The organism is Microcoleus sp. AT8-A3 (genome assembly GCF_036705675.1).
GTDB lineage: Bacteria > Cyanobacteriota > Cyanobacteriia > Cyanobacteriales > Microcoleaceae > Microcoleus.
In genome coordinates this window covers 68,978-89,850 of record NZ_JAUBVD010000025.1, presented here as the reverse complement: position 1 = coordinate 89,850, position 20,873 = coordinate 68,978, and the positions used below count along the sequence as shown (strand labels likewise).

The window sequence follows — 20,873 nt, the reverse complement described above, 5'->3', positions numbered from 1 at the left end:
CCGTCCTTTTTGGACGGGCGGGACGCCCATCCCACAATAACAATTAAAATTGTAAGTTATTTAATTCGCGATCCTTAGTCGTAAATTTTATTCCCGATCGCCAAACTTGCCGATCGAGTTTCATTTTTCTGTTTTCATTTTTTTTCTACTGTGCCGAATTCCGGCTGGCGACGGCAAAAAGCCCGATCGAACCCAGCTAAATACTTAAATCATTTTATACCACCGATCGGCTCAGTACAAATATCGGCTTTGCTTCCAACAGCCGCTGCTTTATCCGTTACGAAGCCTTTGACGTATCGCTGACACTCGATGCTTGGGTGGCGGACTCGGCCGATCGGTATCCGTAGAAATCTATCCGGTAGTCTACTATTTTGACACCCGTTTGCTCTTGAATTTGCTCGATCAAGTCGATCGGCAATTCCACATGAACGTCGAGAATCTGAGCCGTATCAAGACAATTGACATGAGAGTGAGAATCGCTGACATTGCCGTACAAGCGTCCCTCCGAGCGTTCTATGCACTCAATAATCCCTGCTTTCGACAAAGCTTCTAGATTTTGATAAACAGAAGTATGCCCGATCGAATGAGCTTGTTTGTTGAGGCGATCGTAGATTTCGCGAGCAGAGAGGTGTTCTTTTGCCTCCCACAAAAGTTCTAGAATAAATCGACGCTGGCGGCTCAAGCGCATTCCCATCGCCTGACAGCGGTTTAAAGCATCTTCTAATGAACTAATTGGTTTCACAGCTACCGCCTTATAAAGCCTGCTCGATTTTTAATTCTGGTACAATATTGCACGCCGATATATTCACTAATTCTAACGCAGGGTTGCCCAACAGTAGAAGGTAGAGGGCAAAAATCTCGAATGAGTGAATTTTTTCGAGTTGCTGCTCAACTCTATCTTCTACTGCCACACATCCTAGTTCGAGGATTTGATGGCGTTAACCAGTAACTTGGCGATTTCCGAAAGTTGCTTTTTGTTGAAAGTTTTGAGCAAAAGCTTGACTACCGCCTTCGGTTCGGCGGGAAGTGCGACTTGCTTCGACGCGGAGGCTGGGGCTGCTGGGGCTGCTGGGGCTGCTGGGGCTGCTGGGGCTGCTGGGGCTGGTTTTGGGCTTGCTGCCAAAAGTAGCAAATTTTTACTCGGAACGATCGTCTTAACTTTCCCCACTTGTACTAAATCGCCAGCTTCCTTGAGTTCTTTGATAATCAACGGAGCTAAGACTTTATAAGAGTTTTTGGGATTAACGATCGCTGCTCTAGCTGTTTTTACTAAATTTTGCCAAGTCTCTATTTTACCTCCCAACTTATAGAGGCGAACGCACACAGCCGTCAACTCAGAGCGACTAGCAGCCGATTCTTTCTGCTTGAACACCTGCAACATTTCTTTGAGTAAAGTCATCACTTCAACAGCAAAATTTGGCGGCACAGCGCCCGCTGTTGGAGCGGCGGGCGTACCAGACCCAGCAGCAACCACCTGCACTTTACCCGACGCCAATTTATCGAGGTGAGTTTCGAGTTGAGCAAAAACAGGCATCACCTGCTGCACGAGTTTTTCTCCCTCCTCATTCCTCAAGCCGAAAGGCCCCTCCAGTCGCCCCAGCAAGTCCTTAAGCGTATCAACTCCCTTTAAAAATAGGGATTCTGCCGTTTGGTCAACCTGCTTAACTGGCCCGTCCTTGAGCACCTTAAAACAATCTTCCAAGCGGTGAGCGGTTGTTTTAATACTATCTAAGCCAAGCATAGCCGCCCCTCCTTTTACCGAATGGGCAGCTCGAAACATCTCTTGGACGCTTTCGGGGTCTTTCATCGTGGACTTCAAATCCACTAAACCATTTTCTAGAGTATCGAGGTGCTCCTTAGCCTCCTCTATAAACAAACGCATTATTCGGTCTTGCTGATCTGACACGACAGTCCTCCTAACAATCTGTGCACCCTCCAGAAAGCACCCTCTTCGCGGGAGAAAACACGACTCCTGCCAAAAGTCGGAAGCTCCCATGCAAAACATTCTAGCCTGCCTCAGCTAGCAGACTCAAAATACGGGTGTGAGGGCAATCTTAGCTCTCAAACTGCTGCGGTGGAGATTGAGCCTAGAGTTCTGAGGGAGTATCTGGAGCGACTTCAATACCCATTCCTTGTTTCATCATCTGCTGAGTCGTAATCAAGTCGTTTAACTCCTTGACTTCGACGCCGATGTCTTGGCAAGCCTTTTTCAGTTCCCGCTCGAAGGTGTTGAGGTCGCTTCCGTAGCCGCAGAGCTTCGCGGCTGTGGCGATTCCTTGTTGGGCGTTAGCTTTGGCGCAGTCGATCAATTCAATGCCTTTGAGGGGTTGGGAGGATGCCATAATTTCAAGCCACAATTTATCTTTTCTCCCACTGTACCTAGAACGTTGAGGTCGATCGATCTATCGAAAGGCATGAAAAATCCTGCCTGTGCTCAGTGTTGCCCATTCATAGCTATTTGTCTGGGAGTTCCGGGCCAGATAGCAGTAGTTGGGATTTTCTAACCCCCATATTCGGAGCTGAAACCATGTTTTTGCGTAAGTCTTTATGTTTATTGACAAAACGAAGTCATAACGAGTATGATTTAACCATAAGCAAAAAAGAGAGCCGCCATGAGGATAGAAGAAATTCCCCTCAACCAGATTCGCCGCCCCCTGCCGCGAGTCAACGACCAAACCAAAGTCGCCGCCCTTATGGAATCCATCCGCGAGGTAGGTTTAAACGAACCCATCGACGTGCTAGAAGTAGATGGTCAGTATTACGGATTTTCCGGTTGCCATCGGTACGAAGCTTGCCAGCGTCTCGGTTTAGAAACTATCCGCTGTAATGTACGCCGAGCTCCCCGTACCGTGTTGCAGATGCACTTAGCCTGAGCCTCTCAACAGAAATTCATGACAGGCAAATATTCGATCGCCCAAAGCTTTCTAATATATTCGATCGACAATCACTAATAACAAGCTAAAAACCTATGACTACCAACAACCACAAACAACATCTTTACCCCACCCGCATCGATATGTCAGCCGCCACCCGCTCTCAAGTAGTCGGGCTGCTCAACGCAACGCTAGCAACGACTCTGGACTTAAAAACTCAAGTCAAGCAAGCTCACTGGAACGTCAAAGGCATGGACTTCTATCAGTTGCACTTGCTATTTGACGAAATGGCAACAGAACTCGAAGAATACGTTGATACGGTTGCAGAACGAGTCACAGCTTTGGGCGGTTTGGCTGTAGGAACAGCCCGCACAGCCGCTGCTGATTCGATTTTGCCAGAATTTCCTTTCGACATTTTAGACGGGAAAGAATATGTGACGGCTTTAGCCGATCGCTACGCACCCTACGCCCAACACCTGCGAGTCGCCATCGACAAAGCAGACGAACTCGGCGATGCCGATACAGCGGATTTGTACACCGAAATTTCGCGGACAATTGACAAGCGTTTGTGGTTCCTAGAAGCGCATTTGCAAGGTTCTGCGACAACTGCAACAGCTGCCGCTGCAAAAGTTGCCGTCAAATAGCACACTTTCAATAATTGAACTTGCATCTTCATAAATCGCCAAACTCTTGTGGGGCGGGCTGTTGGGCCCGCCCCACAGATGTATTTCCTTAAGGCTCCTGACAGCTTAGGATCGAGAATATGTCCATTTAGTGAACAAACCTGACGGTCAACTGAGTACAGTTAGACCGCAGGCTTCTTGTTCCTTTTTTTCAAAGGCTTTTTATAGTGAGGTAGTTCCACCTCCACTTGCTAATATAGTATCAGAGTATTTCCAGAGCATCTTGGGGTATAAAAGAATAATTGTCGGTTTCGGTACCGAAACCCGACGAGCCTTTCATCCCAAGGAGTAATTCCCAACGGGGTACGGGGCCGAGTGCTCAGATTAATCCCCTCTAAATATACCGAGGGACTTCCCGGCTAATAGTTAATTTGGATGAGTTTTTCGTGACTGCCAATATTCCAGATTATGCTCTTCAACTGCAACGCCTGATGGAACAGGCGGGGCTTTCGAGCGATCGAGAACTCAGCCAAAAAGCAGGAGTTTCCGAGATCCAGCTAAGTCGCCTGCGTCGCGGCTTAGCTTTGCAAACCCGAGCCGACATCCTGCTCAAAATTAGTCAAGCTTTGCAAATTTCCTTAACCGAACTGCTCGCAACCTTGGCGCCAAACTATGTAGATTTAGAAAAGACACCACCGACAGCCCTAGAACAAGAATATCAGCGCCTGCAAGCTTCGATCGAACAGCAGCGAGAATCTTTGATGCAGGAATTCCAGCTATCTAGCCTGCAAATTTTAGAATCTTGGATGTTGCAGTGGCCGACTGCTGCGAGCAAAGCTCAGGAAAATCACAACTTGCGGGCTCAGAAACTACTGCCCTTGCTGCGGCCAGTCGAGCAGTTATTAGAGCATTGGGGAGTGGAGTCGATCGCCCCAGTCGGAGCCGAGATTCCCTACAACCCCCAACAGCACCAGCTAATGGAAGGAACAGCCGAACCCGGAGAACCCGTCACAGTCCGCTACACAGGCTACAGACAAGGTGAAAAACTGCTCTACCGCGCCAAAGTTAGCCCAGTTTGATTCATACCAGAAGGCATTCGGCAGAACAAAGATTGTCCCCCTCTCAAAATTCACTCCCGGCGAAGCGCTGCGACTGCGATCGGCCTTAAGATCCGCGACGAGCACCATCTTTTGCACTCAAAACTATTCTCCCGCTCTCAGGCTCTGGCGCTTTCCCCCTCTCTTATTTGGCTCGGAGTCCATCTCGCAGCTATACTAGCCTAGTCTGGCTAGAAATTCTGACATTCCCACCGCAAAATATGAGTCCTGTAGTTAAAATTATTCAGCCCTCTGGCATTTTAGACGGCACCAAGGCAAGTCAATTCCGCCAAGAGATTAGCGACCTCGTGGAAGCGGGAGCCGATGTGGTATTGATAGACTTCACTGATGTGACATTTATGGATAGTTCTGGTTTAGGCGCTTTAGTCTTGGCGCTTAAAACAGTCCGGGCCGCTGGGAGTCAATTAGTTGTCTGTTCTATCAACGAGCAAATCCGCATTTTATTTGAACTCACCAGCATGGATCGAGTTTTCGAGATATTTCAGACCCGCGATGCTTTTAATAGCAAAATTCTCTCAACTAACTAAATCTTTGGGCTGCTGTCTTCTTGCTATTTTGTCACAGATGCACTGCAAGAAGTCAGCTAGCCAAAGTTTACCTTGAGTAAAGACCAATCATCATCAAAAACTGCTTTAGCGTTCAACTTTTGAATGTAGTTCAAAACCAGCTCTAACTGGTCGGCACTTGCACCGTTGTAAGCTGCTAACAAATCTACGAAAGGGTCAAGCCCCCAGATATTGCCGTCAGGTTGGTGGATCTCGTATACCCCGTCGCTAAAGATGTAGAGAGTGCTCAAATCCTCGACATCGCAGCAATTATCGACATAGGGGGCGTCAGGGAACATCCCGACCGGCATTCCGGGGGTTTTTAATCGCTGGATTTTAGCGGTGCTCGCAGGGGACTGGGAAATTAACACTGCCGGTGGATGGCCGGCGCTGGCATAAACTAGCTGGCGAGAAATGCGGTTGTAAACGCCGTACCAGATGGTGAAATACTTGTCATTTTGGTAGCTCATCTGGAAGGTGGTGTTCAGGGCGCGCAACACGTCGCTGGGTTTGTAGTAGTCTATGTTGGGGAGCGTGCGCGATCGCAGCAAATTCAGCACGGCCACCGAAGGCAGCGCCGCCCGCAAACCGTGACCGGCTACGTCGAGCAAGTAAATCGCCAAATAATCGGCATCTAGCCAGTTGTAGTCGAAGCAATCTCCCCCCAACTGCCGGGAGGGAATGAATTTTGCTTCGATGCTGAAAGGTTCCGTCATCGGATCTGGCAACAGCGATTGCACGTACTCGGCGGCCTCGGCTAACTCTGCTTCCAGACTTTGCTTGGCTATTTTCAAATCTCGGCTGAGTTGGTGCAGCCTCAATCCCGCGCGTACTCTTGCCTGTAACTCGTTGAGTTCGATCGGCTTTGAGATAAAATCGTCGGCACCGGCGTCGAGGCCTTTGACTCGATCGGCGATCGAACCCAAAGAAGTCAACAAAAAGAATTGTGTAGTTGACAGATCCGGATCTGCCTTGACTCGACGGCAAACATCTATGCCGGTCAAGCGCGGCATGATCCAATCGCAAATTATCAGGGCCGGACGCAATTTTTGCGCCTGGGCTACACCGTCTTCGCCATTGCTTGCTACTGTTACTTCGTAACCCTGTTTTTTCAGGGTTCTTCTCAGCAGTTCTTGAACAGCCGTATCATCGTCAATAACCAGAATTTGAAACATGGGCACTTAGGTACTACAAGTTTTTCAAGGTCTGGGGGTCATTTAAAATATATCCTGTCAGCGCCCTTGTCTGAGATTGAGTATAGTTGATTGACATCGCTTTCGAGGTAATTGCTTTTGAGGGCGGGTCGTTGAGTTCAATTTACGTTAAAATTTGATAGAAATTTGGCGCGATCGAACTTCACTCAGTTTATACTCAGAATATAAATTTTTATAGACTTTTATTTGCCACAGGCGATGGTTGACATGGAAGTGCTATTTATGGTATAATGGCTAACCGATTAGTGGATTAAACATCGATCGACGGCCCACCAAAGCTAGTATCCTCAAACAACCATTCAATTTGGCCGCCGTTATACTTTGTCTCGTGGTATTTTATCTGGTTGTATTTTGTCTCGTTGTATTTTGCCCACCGGCCGATGAAGAACTTGTGTGGTGAGCGTGATTGAATTAAAGGGTTCCGAAAAGTTGCCGATGCTAAAAAAAGCGGATCTTCAAGTCAATACAGGTCTGAATGGATTAAGCTGGGTTTTGTCGTGGTTTGCACAATTGTACGACTCGCGAATCCCTACAAGTGTGTGGATCAGGTGTCAGTTGGCTTTGGCTGAGGGCTTTACGAATGCGGTGCGTCACGCCCACAAGGGCAAACCAGCGGATTTGCCTGTTGACATTCAGGTGGCGGTGTTCGCTGAATCTTTAGAGATTAAAATTTGGGATTCGGGCGATCCGTTTGATTTAGAGACAAAAATCAAAGATATTTCGGAAAAAGTCGATATTCACTCTCCGGGCGGGCGGGGGCTAAAATTAATCAAAGACATCGCAGACAGTATTAGTTACGAGAGAACGGCTGATGGACGGAACTGTTTGTCGATGGTCAAAAATTATTCGCCCTGTATCGACGATCGATGAAGCTGATATTTTGTTGGCAACTGCTGATGGAACTTTCTGGTTAATAGGCTTTAAGCTGTGGAGCATTTAAACCAGTAACGAGGCTTGTATGGTGCGTCAGTTATAACACTTACGCGCTTATGCGGGAAACACTTCTGTACGCTGGGCCCCCTACTATCGTCTTTTAAATGCCGAACAGCTTAGGAATGAGAATTAAATAACTTCCACAAGTTTGTGGGATGGGCTCTTATAGCCCGTCCACTCATGACGGGCGGGACGCCCATCCCACAATAACAATTAAAATTGTAAGTTATTTAATTCGCGATCCTTAGAAGCTTTTAAACGCGGGACAGAGGATTAAGCCACAGCAGAATTGTCCGTTTTAATTCATTTAATTCTCGATACACTTCTTGTTTGACCCACTGCCCGATCGCGTCGAAGGGCGTAAAAATTTGACCCACAGGCCAGCTAACATCTTGGCCCAAGGGCGTTTGATGGTTGCCCGCCAGAGTCTGAACGGTAATCATGTCGGGAAATCGTGCTTTTAGCAGTTTGGTCAACAGCAGGGTTTGGTCGATGTTGTCACCGTTAAATTTGACTAAAAGATTGCGCCGGATTTGATAGCTATTTTGGACGAGGCGATTAGTCTCTTGCGGGGAAGGGGTAAACTCGACGTTAAAGACGGGGGAAATTTGCTCGACGATCGGGATTGCTTCGGATGCCGCATAATTGTTGAAAGAAATCAGAATATTGCCTGCCCTTTCTATGTCAAACACAGAACCGATCAGCAAGTGCAGTTTGCATCCCATGCTGTGTCCCATGCCGTAGATGGGGAGATACGAAGATTTGAGCAATTTAGTGGCGCGCAGCCGATCGAGGGCATTTTCAAATTTGTTGAGGACATCGCGGGCGATCGCAATATGATCCAAAGTATTGACAAACGGCGTTGCGACTACAAGATATCCTTGGTTTCCCAAAGCCTCTAACAGCCAGCGATAGGTCACTTGCGGTGCTGTCGCCACAAATGCACCGCCGAGAAAATGCACGATCGCGATCGGTCTTGAAGGAATTAATACCCAATTGCCTGAAATTTCTTGCCAGTCCATAAATTCAATCTAATAATAAATAAAAAGGCGATCGTTCTCTGAAGGTAAAAGGCAGAATGTTGGATAAATTTTTGCTTTTATTTTCTGCATCAAAAAGGGGTTTGCTACCCATTTTTAAATTCCAAAAACTTTCTTTTTTACTTATACATTATTTATTCTAACTGTTGTGGGGGTAAATAGCACGGCTGGCGATCGCTGCTATTTGCAAGCTGTATAGGGTTGAAGCTAGTGGCAGAATAAATCAAGGCTGACATCCGCGGCTTTCAAAGATTTGTATATCGTGTCCTATCGCACGGCTGCAAGCCGCTGTAGCTGGTATCGCGGGTAATTCACCCGACAGGATATTAACAGTCAAATACGGCTCCAAACCCCCAATATCGCGTATTAATCAGCCCCTGGGCGATCGGCTTCGATTCGGCTATACAACTATAACATCCTTTAGGACAGCCCCCCGATTTCAGACGATCGCTGGGGGTTTAATTCTGGCGAATGACCAATACCTTCTGCCGTTTGATGACTCAACTTTTCGTGAGTCTTCATCCATTTCCACTTGTTGACAGTAGCTTGAGGATTGAGCACTGTGGTAGCGATGCCGTAAACAATAGTCGGCAACACCTCCCGATTTAACCAACTTTGTCCCAGCTTTCTCATGTAGTGCAGTGCCAAAACTTCTCGAAATTTGTTCAGCCTTTGCAAAAGCGGCAAATTCTTAAAACATAACTCTTCGTACTCGTGGAGTGATAACTCTTTTTCTCCCCGCAAGCGCCGCAGTTGGTTTTCCTTGACACAATCAGAAGCTATGCGCTTTTTGAGCCAGTGCTTATCTGTGAGAGAGTTCCCTCTAATTCGATAATTTCCCAAAGGTTCTGTCGCCGCTAGCAAGCCATACTTTTGAGCAACTTTAGTAAATAATTCTGTATCTTCTCCTACCTCCCAATCTTCTGGAAACCCGCCTTCTTGGAGTAGAATAGAGCGATCGACTACAACAGAAGACGGGAAAACCCAAGGACTTTCGCCTGTCTCCTTAATCGCCTGCATTTCTGCTTTAGTTGTAGGATAGGTGGGAATATAACTCAACTTGTTGCCACGCTTGTCTAAATACCGCAAAGCGTGAGCGACAGCTTTGACTTCGGGATTGTCTGCGAGCATTTTCAGGCAAACTTCTAACTTATTGGGTTCCCAGGTATCGTCGCTGTCGATAAACGCTACATACTCGCCTGTGGCGCGATACATCATTAAATTTCTCGACTTAGAAACCCCGTAATTTTCGGGATTTCTGAAGTATTGAATTCTCGAATCTTGCTCTACCAGCTTAGCAGCAACTTTGTCAGTAGCGTCAGTAGAGCAGTCATCAACAATTAAAATTTCTAAATTCTTGTGGGTACCATTGAGTACGGAGGCAATTGTCTCGGCCAGAGTGTCGGCAGCATTGAATGCAGGAATGATGACGCTGACTTTTTGGCTGTTCATAACTTGCATTAAGGTGTGGTTTGGTAGTTATTCGCCGAAGTATAGTCTCGAAGCAGACACTCTGACTCCTTTACGTGCAAGTACCTGTAGTCAGGAAACTTGCCTACATACTGCCAATATAACAGGTTTACCACGTCAGTGTTATCTACCATAAGGAGGCAACAGCCCTTAGCAGGCGGAGTGCAGACTATGATTTGGCGGCCAATTTTTTTGACACAAAAGCCACGGGTGCGAGGGATTGAGGGATTTTTCTGGGGACTGGAGTTGTCCTAAATTCGATCGCATCTTTTTTTTTGTTAAATAGGACTTACCCAGAAAAACCCGGCATCACCCAAAATCATTGGTTTGAGAAGTATGCAGCTACACAAAAATTGGTTTCTGACTCAGTTCGATTTCTGTTAATAGCTAATCATATTTTTTCGACCGCCAAAACCGGGAATTTAGGAGTGTGAAACTTTACTACAGCAATCTTAAATCAGTTGTACAAATATGTAGGGGTAGTGCCAAGAATGCCTACCCCCAAGGATCGGGGCAACCGGGCGCGAGTTTTGGCCCTACAACACTTACACAATTCCTTGAGAATCGCTATACGAACCTAATTTAAAAACATCAGCAAAAATAGCATTTTCCTCCACCATTCTTCCCGCATCCGGCGAATCGTAAACCACTAACAGCGAATTCTGCCCTCCCAAATAGGGAAACAGGCTCAATCCCTCAGCATTGTCCGTACCCACCTTAAAAGGCAAGTCAAACAATACCTCCAAATCTCCCCCATCTTGCCCCGTAATACTGTCGCCCGATCGCCCTAAAATTCCCTTTAACCGAAAAACCCTCATCGCCCCAGATAAAGTCATCGTCGGCCCGGCTAAAACCATCAAATCTTCTCCATTCCAGCACAATTCTCGCACCCCCAAACCGTTCAAATCAACAAAATGTTTCTTGTATAATTTCTCTCCTTCCCCAATAGCCTTAAGCCTTAAAACTCCCGGTTCTGCCTCTTCAACTTCTATCTCTAAAATTATCGCCCAACCCCGCAGCACCGGCCCCCGCAAACCAAGAAAAATCCGATTTCCGCGCACCGCCAACCCTTCAATATCAAAGCCATTTTCTTTACTCGGAATCGGCACAGATAAATATAGACCGAGGTGGGTGTCATCTTTGAGCGCGTCTGTCAGCAAATTGCCTGTTTCTGTCCGCTGCAGGCATCCCACTGTCTGCTGAATTTCGGGATTGTCTGAATCGGGAATTGACTCGCACAAAATCCCGTCTTTCATAGGAATGCGCGCCAGTAAATAGCGGTTGACTTCTGTGACGATTTCTGCTAATCTTTCAATGTCTTTACCGGGGTCTTTGCCTTTAGCTTTCTTGCGTTTGGTGCTGTGAGAACCGACTACCCAAAGATAATCGTTGCTGAAATCAATTCCTTCAATATCGATTTCAGATTCTCCAGATAAATCTATAAAATCTGCGATCGCAAATTTTTGATGTTCTCCAAAAATATGAGGGGCGACAGGCGACAAACGCTCGATCGAAGTCGTTTCATCGGAACCCAGCCACAAATGGCCGTCTGGAGTTAAAGCAACAGCGGATAAGTCTGTAATGATATCCGCGGCTTCGCTGGTGAATTGCAGCAGCAGCCGACCGAGCAAAAAAGATTCTGGCATAATTATTAGCACTAAAACTATTGTTATGGTCAGTCATTATAGCTAAATATGCTTAAAATTGATATCTTGCCACAGGTGTAATAGCTATAGTAGTAGGGTGCGTCATAACGGGAGATATTTGGGAGAATTAATCAGGCATCAACTGACGCACCATGGGATTAGGAAGGTGCGTCAGATGTATAGCAGGAGGCAGAAGGCAGAAGGCTTGAGGCAGGAAGCAGGAGGCAGAGGTAATCAGAGCAAGGGTTTCAGCAATCGATATCGTCGTAACCGCCAAGGCGGTGGCTATAAATTTTCCGAGAATAAATTAGATATGAACTGAGACACCCTAGAAATTAAGTTAATTGTCGATCGCATCTCTTCGCCGCTGGCTGTAGCGTTTCAATTCATCAATTAAATGAGTATCGTTAGATGCTGTTCTCGCGCCCGCTTCCGCCGCCCAGCGCTTCAAATCTTCAATTTGCGATCGCGCGATCGCAGCTAAAGGTACTGTATCCTCGATCGACCTTAAAATATCCTCGGTCATCAAATCCCGGCGCTGTCCGTTGACAAAAGTGCCAAAGGCTCGATACAATCCATCTATTACGACTTGTTCAATTTCTGCACCGCTAAAATTCTCAGCGCGTTTCGCCAAAACTCCCAAATCAAACTCGCGCAATCTAGTTGGCCGCAAACGCTGCAAATGCACTTTAAAGATATCTTGCCGTTCCGATTCTGAGGGCAAATTCAAAAAGAAAATTTCATCAAACCTGCCCTTTCTCAGCAACTCTGCCGGCAAAATCCGCACGTTATTTGCAGTTGCGACGATAAACACCGGACTGGTTTTTTCCTGCATCCAAGTAATCAAACTGCCGAATACCCGGCGCGAAGTTCCCGAATCGCCGTCGCTGCCGCTGATAATGTTGCCGAAGGCTTTATCTATTTCATCGATCCACAAAACGCAAGGTGCGATCGCCTCTGCTAATTGTATCATTTGCCTGACGCGACTTTCGCTTTCCCCGACCACGCCGCCAAACAATCTTCCAGTATCCAATCGCAACAGTGGCAAACGCCATTCTGAGGCTATTGTTTTCGCCGATAAAGATTTGCCCGTTCCTTGAATTCCTACTAACAAAACTCCTTTCGGATTCGGTATACCGTAGCGACGCGCTTCATCAGTAAAAGCATCTTGCCGCATCTTTACCCACTGTTTCAAATTCTCCAACCCGCCCACACTTTTTAGGGATTCTCTGGAGTTGAAAAACTCCAAAATTCCCGTTTGGCGAATTGCTTGTTGTTTTTCCTCCAAAACTCCGTCAATATCTGACTCGTTAATTTGCTGTTTGGCGGCCAAAGCTTTAGCCAAAACCCGCCCGATTCTAGCGCGACTCAAACCCTGACAAGCTTTAACCAATTGTTCCCTTGCTAAACCGCTAACTTGCAACTGTTGCGGTTTTTCTACAACGTGGGAAATTAAACTGTCGATTTCTTGGACGTTGGGCAAAGGAAAATCAATTACTGTGACTTCTTCTTTCAATTCCTCCGGCAATTCCAGGGTGTGAGAAGTAAGAACTATAGTTTTTTTGCTACGCTTCAATTCCCGCGTTAAATTCCGCAATTCCCGCACTACCGCCGCATTTTTTTCGGTGTAGGGATATTTCAAAATAGGGTGCAAATCCCGCAGTACAAATATGGTATATTCTTCAACAGCAGTTTTGCTGACGCGATCGAGCGCCGCCATTACCGAACCTTTCCCAGAACCGTTATCCTCCCAGCCCCGCACAAGATCCCAGAACAACACCCGGCGCGCGGGAGTTACTTGCAGCGCTACTTGGGCAATTACGGCTTCGACTGGTTCTTCCTCCGCGCCGACAATGTACAGCAGCGAATAGCGGGCGCGAATCATCAAATCTAGTCGTTTTACCAGTGCCTCGAAATGGTTATTTTTACTGCCATTGACGACATCTAATTCTTTGGGGTTTGGGTAATTTTCTGTCATTTTATTGGATATCTTAAATATATATTCAACCTTATTAAATATTTTGTTTGCAGTTAGGACTTTAGTCCTTAAAAAGGATTTAACCGAACTAAAGGTTAGTAGTAAGGACTTTAGTCCTTAACAACTATTTAGCCGGACTAAAGTCCGTACTGCGAACGTTAAAATTATAACAGAATCGTGAGCAGTTGGCTACTTAGCAGCTTTTCGAGCTTGTTTCACCATTTCAATCAGAGTATGGTGAGCATCTTCGGCATCGGTTAAAGTGCGATCGAAATTTACTCTGACAGGCACTGTTTCGTCATTGACTTTAGCGGTTAAATCCATGCCGTTGGCATCAATAGCGAGCATTTGAGCTTCTGTCGCCTCTGGTTGGCCGCCAAATGCTTGAGCATATAGCACTACAGCACTAGCGTGGTCTTCGTTCATGTGAGTGCAGATGCGATCGCTAATCTCAGTGGAAAACTGTTCTGACATGGGGAGATTCCTCAGATGCAATATCGATCGATTGTACTGCGATCGGTACAAAGTTTTCAACCGCGATCAATTGCCTCAAGAGTTATGAGGGATAAATAACTAAATTCTATCCGCGTAAATCGGCGTTAATCTGCGGTTTTAAAAATGCCATCTTTCAACTATAATGATAAAATATTACTTTCTTAATAGTGCATAATCACATGAAAAAATCTAGCGCTTATATCGAACTACTCAAAACATTTCCGCCGCGACCCATAAGTGCTGAGGAGGAGTTAATGGCAACTCAAGAAGCAATCGACTCTTTGTTGGATAAAGGCGAACTGACTCCCGACGAACGCGACTATCTAAACGTACTTGGAACTCTCGTTTATGAATACTAGCAAACTTGAGAACCCATACCTGACATTTATGGGATAGAACTGTTAAAAGCTTTAATCGAAGAATTTGACCTGAGACAAAAAGACCTAGTTCCTATTTTTAAAACCGAGTCAATTGTCTCAGATATCCTCCATGAAAAGCGTAAACTTACAACTGAACACATACAAAAACTTGCAGAGTTTTTCAGTGTCTCGCCGGCTGTTTTCTTTCCAGTGCATCCAGTTAAAACAACTACTTGAATTGAGAAACATATTTTTGTTTGTAGTAAGGACTTTAGTCCAGAAACCCGGTTTTTACGATAACACGCATTGTCACCGAGAGATTCTCTAAAAACCCGGTTTCTTGAATCGGAGTGCCTAAATCCTGAGAATGCTTCCTTTTCATTGTTTCTTAAAGGCGAGACAGTTTATCATAATTAGCAACTAAATAGAATTTAAACAACCTGCCATGCTGTGGACACCCGGACAAATCCTCAAAACTCGCCCTTTCCGCATTGACACCATCCTGGGAATGGGGGGATTTGGCATGACTTACAAGGCCACACACTTGCAACTTAACTATCAAGTTGTCCTCAAAACACCGAATCTGAGTTTGCAAAATGACCCGGAATACGCCAACTTTGTTCGCAGATTTATCCGCGAAGGGCAAATCTTAGCAAAATTTTGCCAAAACGCACATCCTGGAATTGTCCGCATTAGCGATTTGTTTGAGGAAAAAGGCCTTCACTGTTTGGTAATGGATTTAATCGTCGGTCAAAGTTTATTTGATACAGTACGGCAACGGGGGCGACTCCCTGATACAGAAGCAGTGGCAATTATCCGCCAAATTGGAGAAGCATTAAGTGATGTTCACCAAGCCGGAATTGTCCATCGAGATGCCCATCCGGGTAATATTATGTTGCGTCCCAACGGGCAAGCAGTGTTAATTGATTTTGGTCTTGCGAATGAATTAATGCCAACTATTATTAGTAGCAGACATCCTCATAACCCTGCTTTTGCTCCTTGGGAACAGCATATTGAAGGTAGTGGTAAACCAACGGTTGATATTTACGCTTTAGCTGCATCTTTATATTATGCGGTAACGGGAAAAGTGCCAACAGCTTCCCTCAATCGGCATTTTAGGAATGAAGCATTGCCACCTGCGAAAAATTTTGGGGTGAAAGATTGGGTGAGTTTAGCAATAGAAAAAGGGATGGCATCCGATCCGCAAAAACGGCCGCAGTCGATGAAAGATTGGTTGGGTTATTTACGGGAACCGATTCCGTCAACGGTTGTCGGTGTTTCGGTACAGCTTAAATCAGCGCAGGGTGTTGACTATACTCGTCTGCGGGATTTATTGGCGGCCGGGAAGTGGAAAGAAGCGGATGAGGAAACACTCAAGGTGATGCTAAAAGCTGCTAGACAGGAGAAGGAAGGTTGGTTCACAAAGGAATCTATCGAGAATTTTCCTTGCGATGATTTGCGGACGATAGACCAATTGTGGGTAAAATACAGTCAGGGTCGCTTTGGCTTTAGCGTCCAGAAAAAAATCTGGTTGGAAGTAGGCGGTAAAGTTGATTATGACACTGAATGCAAGCTAGGCGATCGTGTCGGTTGGAGAAAAGGAGGACAGTGGTTGGACTACAGTAACCTAACCTTTAAGATTGCAGCACAAGCAGGCCACCTCCCTTGGGCTTTGGCGCACGCGGGGTGGTATGGTGGTTGGGGGGGGGCGGGGTTTGGGTGGGTCTGTTCTCTCGCATCGAGAGCTGTAAGCTGTAATCTATAGCGATTTCAGCCCTTTGTCAAGTCTTTTTTCTCGAACCTTTGTTTACGAAATTATCTGCTTTTAGTCATTTCAATATGTGTTACACCTTGATATCACTCTTCAAGCACTAGACTCGCGAAATTCGGGTCATAGCAATTGGCAAACACAGACTGTTTGGGGTTCAGAAACCGGGTTTTTTACGAAATATTTGGTTGTAGTCAGCAGATTCGGTAAAAACCCGGTTTCTTTGGTCAGTGTGTAAGTCCTAATCAACTCTAAATTCGAGACTATTAGTCCAACAGTAACAACTATATCATCCCAAATCCGCAAGAGCGACTTTCAAGCAAGCACGAACCTCCTTCCAGTCACGTTCCGACAGATGACCAATTAGAACTAAGTTGGAAGATGGGGGTAGAGTGACAATAAAACTGCGAAAAACTGAAGCGACTCGTAAACCTGCTGCGGCCCAATCTTGGAGTATATAATCAGTTAAACCTAAAGCAGTGGTCTGTGTAGTAAGGAGTCCAGCTATGACATCAGAGCGGGTTGTGTTATAGGTAACTGATGATAGAATTACAGCCGGACGACGTTTAATGCCAGTGACACCAGGAAAATCTACTGTCACCACATCACCAGGATTAAAAGACACTATTACATCTCCTCATTTTCAGAAAAAATGGTTGCCGCGTACTGCAAAGAAAATGCCGTCACATCGAGTTTATCTTCCTCAGTCCAAGTCTCGCTTTCATCGACAACCGACTGATTTTGCTGCACCAAATCGTTGAGAATAAGAGTTGCCAAGCGCAGTCTATCCTTTGGTGAAAGGGTAGACAGAACGCGATCGTAAACTTCTCGAACAGTAGTTAACATAGCAAATCCTCTTGCTTCTTATCTTGTGGAACACTTAGGACAGGTTGATTTGATTATAGCTCAAAAATTTAATAAAATTATGCTATAATTAAGTTCTAATTTTTAACCCCATATTCACCTATGCCAACTTTAACTGATATTGGCACTTTAATTATCCGCGATCCGCACCTTCGCGGTGGCATCCCTATTATTGCAGGTACTGCCACATCGGTGCAGCGAATCGTAGTCTTATACAAACAAGGTAATAGTGCTGAGGAAATAGCAGCGGATCTGGATCATCTCACCTTAGCGCAGGTTTATGCTGCACTGACTTATTATCACGCAAATCGAGCAGAAATAGAAGCAGATTTAGCGGCTGAACAAGCTGAATATGAACGTTTGGCAGCATTAAATCGGCTAAAAATGCCGGAGAAAGCATGAGCCAAATTCGTCTTTACTTAGATGAAGATTCACGAAGTAAAAAACTATTGCAAGCTTTACAAAGTCGTGGTGTAGATGTCATTACAGTTTCCGAAACAGGGATGTTATCTCGCAGCGATGAAGAGCAATTAATTTGGGCTTTTACTAATCAAAGGGTAATTTATAGTTTCAACATTAGGGATTTTTATAGAATCCATACCAATTGGCTAGAAAGAGGAGATTCTCATGCAGGAATTATTTTAGGACAGCAAAATTATTCAGTGGGAGAACAAATGCGTCGCCTTTTGAGTCTAATTTCTGCCAAATCAGCGGCAGAAATGCAAAATCAAATAGAGTTTATCAGTGCTTGGAGTGAAGAGTAAAGATATTATCGATCGAGATAATTAGAATCCCGACTTCTCCAAGAAGTCGGGGTTGTGAGTATTCTGGTTTGTGACTACAAACTGCACAGCCTAACTAAAAGATCGATCGTCAAACGGCAATTCATCAAACCGCGAATCACTATCAGCCTCAGCATTCGCAACGGGGGGATTAGCGCGAGATGCCGGCGGCTTAACAGAATTCGCCTGGGCTACCGATAACTTGGCCGCAGGTTGCGATTTCTGTAGGTTAACTACAGGTAACTCCCCGCCATTTTCTCCATTTTTGCCCGTTTGATTCCACATCATCATTCCCAGCAAACCATCAACCAAACCGCCACCGCTACCGTTGCCTGTTACCGCAACATCCGGCACAACTCGCACGTTGCGATCGCCTATAATTTGCATTAACTGCAAAGCCGTATAACCCGAACCTCCCAAAGCTACAACACCCGCGCGATAAGCTTCAGCTTGAGCATTTCCCTTCACCCGAATCGACTCAGCTTCGCCTTGAGCTTGTTTCACCTGAGAATTCGCTTTCAACTCAGAAATCTTCACGCCTTGTTCCGATTTCACCATCTCTTGTTGAATCTCAGCCAGCGCCGTTTCCCGCACCAATTGTTGCCGCTGAGTTTGTGCTAATTGCTGCACCTCATAGGTCTTGCACTGTTCTTCAGCAATTTTGCGATCTGTTTGAGTTTGCATCAACTCTGCAGGCGGCAAAATATCCCCGATCAAAGTATCAATTGCTTGCACGTCGTAGGTACGCAAAGCTGCTTTGATATACTCGGCGGCTTCCGCTTGTCTGCCGCTTCTTGCCGAGAGAAAATCTAATACAGAATAAGCTTGAGCCGAATTGCGGAAATAATTCCCAATTGTCGGCTGCAAAACGTGGTCTACTAAATTCTGCATCGAACCGACGCGAGAAATCACTTTGGGAGCATCCAAGGCTCCAACGTGAATAATCTGAGCTACTTCTAAATCAAAGGCAAAACCGTCTTGAGAACGCACGGTTAAAGACGAAAGTTGAGAATCGTAACTGTGCCTTTCTGTTTTTCCTGACCAGTTCAATACTATATTAGTAGTCGGCACTAACTCTACTTTCAAAATGCGAGTATTCAGCGGATGTTTCCCCGGATAAAGGGGAGTTACCCAAACCCCTTTATTGCCGACATTTACTAAATTTCCGTGAGTGAAAGCAGCGCCGCTCACATCTTCCGAGGTTTGGCCGACATAGGAAATAACCGCGCCGACATAGCCGATCGGGATTTCGGTCATCGCCACTTGGTCAACCCCGACAAACCAAGGATTTAAGTTCCACGAACCGGAAAGCAAAACCTGTTCCTGCAAACCGCGCCGCCCGCCGGCGGTGATAAATTTTTGCGCGTTTTGGAAGTTGTCGTGATTCGGAATAATTGGGCCAGCAATTTCGCCATCTTGAATCGGAACGCCGTCAAAAGTTGTGACAATTCCCACTTTATCAGGGGCAATTCTGTACAGCTTTAATTGTTCGGCTGTCATCCCGTGTTTGGCAGCATTTGCCGCTGTAATTACTGTAAATAATGCTGTATTAATTCGATAGCTACCGCCAGTCAAAATGCCGAGTTGTCTACCTTTTTCGCCGCCGCCTTTGAGGAATTGGCGAGCATCTTGAAAATTGTCACATTCTGTGATTTTGCCGAGGATGCGCTGCGGTGGAATTGACTTACCACCTGCTGCGATAATCAGGGCAATTTCACCTTGGGGAACTACAGTTAGAGACTCTTTGCGAACGTTGTACTGCAAAGGCCAATAACCCCAGTGCCAACCGGGGGGCAAAGTATCAGCTTGATATCCAGCTTCTCCGTTTAAGGCAATTAAATCTCCGGGCGGTAAAGACTTGCCGCCGAAGCTAAACTTTTTACTGACAATGCCAACTTCGCGATCGCCAATTACTACCAATCCGCCAAAAAATAATGGCAGCACTAGAATAATTATCATACCGCCGATCGCGATCGGGATAAATCCGCCCGGATCGAGCTGCATTGTCTGCACGGGAACAGTGGTACGCAACTGCCCTAACTGCAGGCTAGAATCAGGTTTTGCGACTAACTGAATCGAGGTTCCATTTGCGAGGGGGATATTGCTAGCTGCTAATACCGGCGAGGGTTTCAAACTGGTTGTTGCACTAAGTGCTAAAGACGCCGAAACAGCGGCTACAAACTGTTTTAAAAAGCGGATTTTGACTTGAGATTTGGACAAAAATGAATAAAGCATTTTTTTTTAGCAGGGCTAATTTATCCTAGGAGTTCCAGCTTAGCCTTACTAAAAAGTTTTGGCGTAAAACTTAAGGTCTTATCATTATTTGCCGTCATAATAGTCATATAGCAATCCTTGCAGGAGTCGTAAAATGTTTACCCCACCCCAACCCTCCCCTTATCAAGGGGAGGGAGTAAGAAATTCACAAATGATTTAGGATTCCTATATTTGTCAGTAAAAAAAATACTGCTCATTAAACTACAGGCTGACAATCCCCCGTTTTAAGGCGGAAATCGCGGCCTGCGTGCGATCGCTAACTCCCATTTTGCTCAAAATATTGTTGATGTGAAACTTGACGGTGCTTTCGCTGATGTGCAAAACTTCACTAATCTGGCTGTTGCTTTTACCAGCGACTATGAGGCGGATGACTTCTAATTCGCGATCGCTCAATTCAGGCCCACTCAGGCGATCGGCTAACTTAACACCCACTGCCAGCGGAATGTACTTTTTACCCTCAAAAACAGTCCGAATTGCTGCTAAAAGTTCCTCTGGTTCCGCATCCTTAAGCAGATAGCCCTTAGCGCCAGCTTGCAATCCGCGATAGATGTTTTCATCGCCGTCATAAGTCGTCAGCACCACAATCCGGGCGCTGGAAAACTCCGCACAAATCGCAGCAATGGCGGCGACTCCATCCATTTGGGGCATCCGCATATCCATAAGGGTGACATCGGGCTGATATTCGCGGAACATTGTTAATGCTTCCTGCCCGTTGCTTGCTTGCGCCACAACTTTAACATCTGATTCCTGATTCAGCAGCGCCACTAAACCTTGCCGCACAATATAATGATCGTCGGCAATTAAAACGCGAATAATATTTGATTGGTTAATCATGTTTACCCTGTTAATCTTATTAAAAAAACTGAATTTCTCACTACAAACTTACTATGT

General features: G+C 45.8%; 23 protein-coding genes. 9 read left to right on the top strand and 14 right to left on the bottom strand.

All coding sequences use genetic code 11. From position 1 onward, the window contains the following. Positions 1 to 277: 277 nt before the first annotated feature. The 4 genes from QUB51_RS16420 to QUB51_RS16405 all read right to left on the bottom strand — a co-directional run bounded on the left by QUB51_RS16420 (position 278) and on the right by QUB51_RS16405 (position 2,342). Positions 278 to 742 (bottom strand): Fur family transcriptional regulator, encoded by a 465-nt coding sequence (locus QUB51_RS16420; RefSeq protein WP_333056302.1) that lies wholly within the window; start codon positions 740 to 742, stop codon positions 278 to 280. A gap of 10 nt (positions 743 to 752) precedes the next feature. Further along, positions 753 to 911 carry a hypothetical protein gene (locus QUB51_RS16415; protein WP_333056303.1) on the bottom strand — a complete coding sequence of 53 codons (159 nt, stop codon included), beginning with the start codon at positions 909 to 911 and terminating at the stop codon, positions 753 to 755. 5 nt (positions 912 to 916) lie between these two features. Further along, positions 917 to 2,005 (bottom strand): Hpt domain-containing protein, encoded by a 1,089-nt coding sequence (locus QUB51_RS16410; RefSeq protein ID WP_333056304.1) that lies wholly within the window; start codon positions 2,003 to 2,005, stop codon positions 917 to 919. Positions 2,006 to 2,087: 82 nt separating this feature from the next. After that, positions 2,088 to 2,342, bottom strand: coding sequence for a hypothetical protein (locus QUB51_RS16405; RefSeq protein WP_333211393.1), 255 nt, complete (start codon positions 2,340 to 2,342; stop codon positions 2,088 to 2,090). Positions 2,343 to 2,612: 270 nt separating this feature from the next. Between QUB51_RS16405 and QUB51_RS16400 the strand changes: the two genes are divergently transcribed. The 4 genes from QUB51_RS16400 (at position 2,613) to QUB51_RS16385 (ending at position 5,141) form a co-directional block, all read left to right on the top strand. Further along, positions 2,613 to 2,873, top strand: a complete 261-nt coding sequence (locus tag QUB51_RS16400; RefSeq protein ID WP_332985662.1) for a sulfiredoxin — start codon at positions 2,613 to 2,615, stop codon at positions 2,871 to 2,873. 95 nt (positions 2,874 to 2,968) lie between these two features. Then, positions 2,969 to 3,517, top strand: coding sequence for a DNA starvation/stationary phase protection protein Dps (gene dps, locus QUB51_RS16395; RefSeq protein ID WP_333056306.1), 549 nt, complete (start codon positions 2,969 to 2,971; stop codon positions 3,515 to 3,517). Positions 3,518 to 3,942: 425 nt separating this feature from the next. After that, on the top strand, positions 3,943 to 4,575 hold the full coding sequence (locus QUB51_RS16390; RefSeq protein WP_333211395.1) for a helix-turn-helix domain-containing protein: 633 nt from the start codon (positions 3,943 to 3,945) through the stop codon (positions 4,573 to 4,575). A gap of 239 nt (positions 4,576 to 4,814) precedes the next feature. Beyond that, positions 4,815 to 5,141: an STAS domain-containing protein gene (locus QUB51_RS16385; RefSeq protein ID WP_041623653.1), complete on the top strand. Its 327-nt coding sequence runs from the start codon at positions 4,815 to 4,817 to the stop codon at positions 5,139 to 5,141. A 56-nt stretch (positions 5,142 to 5,197) separates the two neighbouring features. Here QUB51_RS16385 and QUB51_RS16380 read toward each other — a convergent pair whose 3' ends face one another. Continuing rightward, positions 5,198 to 6,334, bottom strand: a complete 1,137-nt coding sequence (locus QUB51_RS16380; protein ID WP_006632014.1) for a PP2C family protein-serine/threonine phosphatase — start codon at positions 6,332 to 6,334, stop codon at positions 5,198 to 5,200. Positions 6,335 to 6,766: 432 nt separating this feature from the next. On the opposite strand from QUB51_RS16380, the gene QUB51_RS16375 reads away from it, so the two are divergent. Then, positions 6,767 to 7,243 (top strand): ATP-binding protein, encoded by a 477-nt coding sequence (locus tag QUB51_RS16375; RefSeq protein WP_333250722.1) that lies wholly within the window; start codon positions 6,767 to 6,769, stop codon positions 7,241 to 7,243. Positions 7,244 to 7,560: 317 nt separating this feature from the next. On the opposite strand, the gene QUB51_RS16370 is transcribed toward QUB51_RS16375, so the two are convergent. The 5 genes from QUB51_RS16370 to QUB51_RS16350 form a co-directional block, all read right to left on the bottom strand. Next, on the bottom strand, positions 7,561 to 8,328 hold the full coding sequence (locus tag QUB51_RS16370; RefSeq protein ID WP_333056309.1) for a DUF1350 family protein: 768 nt from the start codon (positions 8,326 to 8,328) through the stop codon (positions 7,561 to 7,563). A gap of 438 nt (positions 8,329 to 8,766) precedes the next feature. Further along, positions 8,767 to 9,798 carry a glycosyltransferase family 2 protein gene (locus QUB51_RS16365; RefSeq protein WP_333262294.1) on the bottom strand — a complete coding sequence of 344 codons (1,032 nt, stop codon included), beginning with the start codon at positions 9,796 to 9,798 and terminating at the stop codon, positions 8,767 to 8,769. A 563-nt stretch (positions 9,799 to 10,361) separates the two neighbouring features. Continuing rightward, complete coding sequence (locus tag QUB51_RS16360; RefSeq protein ID WP_333262296.1) at positions 10,362 to 11,462, bottom strand: DUF3616 domain-containing protein; 1,101 nt, start codon at positions 11,460 to 11,462, stop codon at positions 10,362 to 10,364. A 340-nt stretch (positions 11,463 to 11,802) separates the two neighbouring features. Beyond that, on the bottom strand, positions 11,803 to 13,440 hold the full coding sequence (locus tag QUB51_RS16355) for an AAA family ATPase (RefSeq protein ID WP_333211402.1): 1,638 nt from the start codon (positions 13,438 to 13,440) through the stop codon (positions 11,803 to 11,805). A 189-nt stretch (positions 13,441 to 13,629) separates the two neighbouring features. Beyond that, positions 13,630 to 13,914 carry a DUF2470 domain-containing protein gene (locus tag QUB51_RS16350; protein WP_333262299.1) on the bottom strand — a complete coding sequence of 95 codons (285 nt, stop codon included), beginning with the start codon at positions 13,912 to 13,914 and terminating at the stop codon, positions 13,630 to 13,632. A gap of 200 nt (positions 13,915 to 14,114) precedes the next feature. Between QUB51_RS16350 and QUB51_RS16345 the strand changes: the two genes are divergently transcribed. Further along, positions 14,115 to 14,294, top strand: coding sequence for a transcriptional regulator (locus QUB51_RS16345; RefSeq protein ID WP_333233521.1), 180 nt, complete (start codon positions 14,115 to 14,117; stop codon positions 14,292 to 14,294). Between the two features lie 445 nt (positions 14,295 to 14,739). Next, on the top strand, positions 14,740 to 16,059 hold the full coding sequence (locus QUB51_RS16340) for a serine/threonine-protein kinase (RefSeq protein WP_333211409.1): 1,320 nt from the start codon (positions 14,740 to 14,742) through the stop codon (positions 16,057 to 16,059). Between the two features lie 292 nt (positions 16,060 to 16,351). Here QUB51_RS16340 and QUB51_RS16335 read toward each other — a convergent pair whose 3' ends face one another. Next, entirely contained in the window at positions 16,352 to 16,687 is a 336-nt protein-coding gene (locus QUB51_RS16335) for a type II toxin-antitoxin system PemK/MazF family toxin (RefSeq protein WP_333211411.1), read from the bottom strand. 2 nt (positions 16,688 to 16,689) lie between these two features. Next, the gene (locus QUB51_RS16330) at positions 16,690 to 16,908 is read right to left on the bottom strand and encodes a hypothetical protein (protein WP_333211414.1); all 219 of its coding nucleotides are present in this window, start codon (positions 16,906 to 16,908) and stop codon (positions 16,690 to 16,692) included. A gap of 120 nt (positions 16,909 to 17,028) precedes the next feature. On the opposite strand from QUB51_RS16330, the gene QUB51_RS16325 reads away from it, so the two are divergent. Together QUB51_RS16325 and QUB51_RS16320 are read left to right on the top strand one after the other, a co-directional pair. Continuing rightward, a complete protein-coding gene (locus QUB51_RS16325) occupies positions 17,029 to 17,328 on the top strand; it encodes a DUF433 domain-containing protein (protein WP_333211415.1) in 300 nt (99 codons plus the stop codon). After that, positions 17,325 to 17,690, top strand: coding sequence for a DUF5615 family PIN-like protein (locus QUB51_RS16320; RefSeq protein WP_333249118.1), 366 nt, complete (start codon positions 17,325 to 17,327; stop codon positions 17,688 to 17,690). Before QUB51_RS16325 ends, QUB51_RS16320 begins: the two co-directional genes overlap by 4 nt. 90 nt (positions 17,691 to 17,780) lie before the next feature. Here QUB51_RS16320 and QUB51_RS16315 read toward each other — a convergent pair whose 3' ends face one another. Together QUB51_RS16315 and QUB51_RS16310 are read right to left on the bottom strand one after the other, a co-directional pair. Beyond that, positions 17,781 to 19,943: a flotillin family protein gene (locus tag QUB51_RS16315; protein WP_333262303.1), complete on the bottom strand. Its 2,163-nt coding sequence runs from the start codon at positions 19,941 to 19,943 to the stop codon at positions 17,781 to 17,783. A gap of 240 nt (positions 19,944 to 20,183) precedes the next feature. Next, positions 20,184 to 20,813 carry a response regulator transcription factor gene (locus QUB51_RS16310; RefSeq protein ID WP_333211441.1) on the bottom strand — a complete coding sequence of 210 codons (630 nt, stop codon included), beginning with the start codon at positions 20,811 to 20,813 and terminating at the stop codon, positions 20,184 to 20,186. Positions 20,814 to 20,873 lie beyond the last annotated feature (60 nt).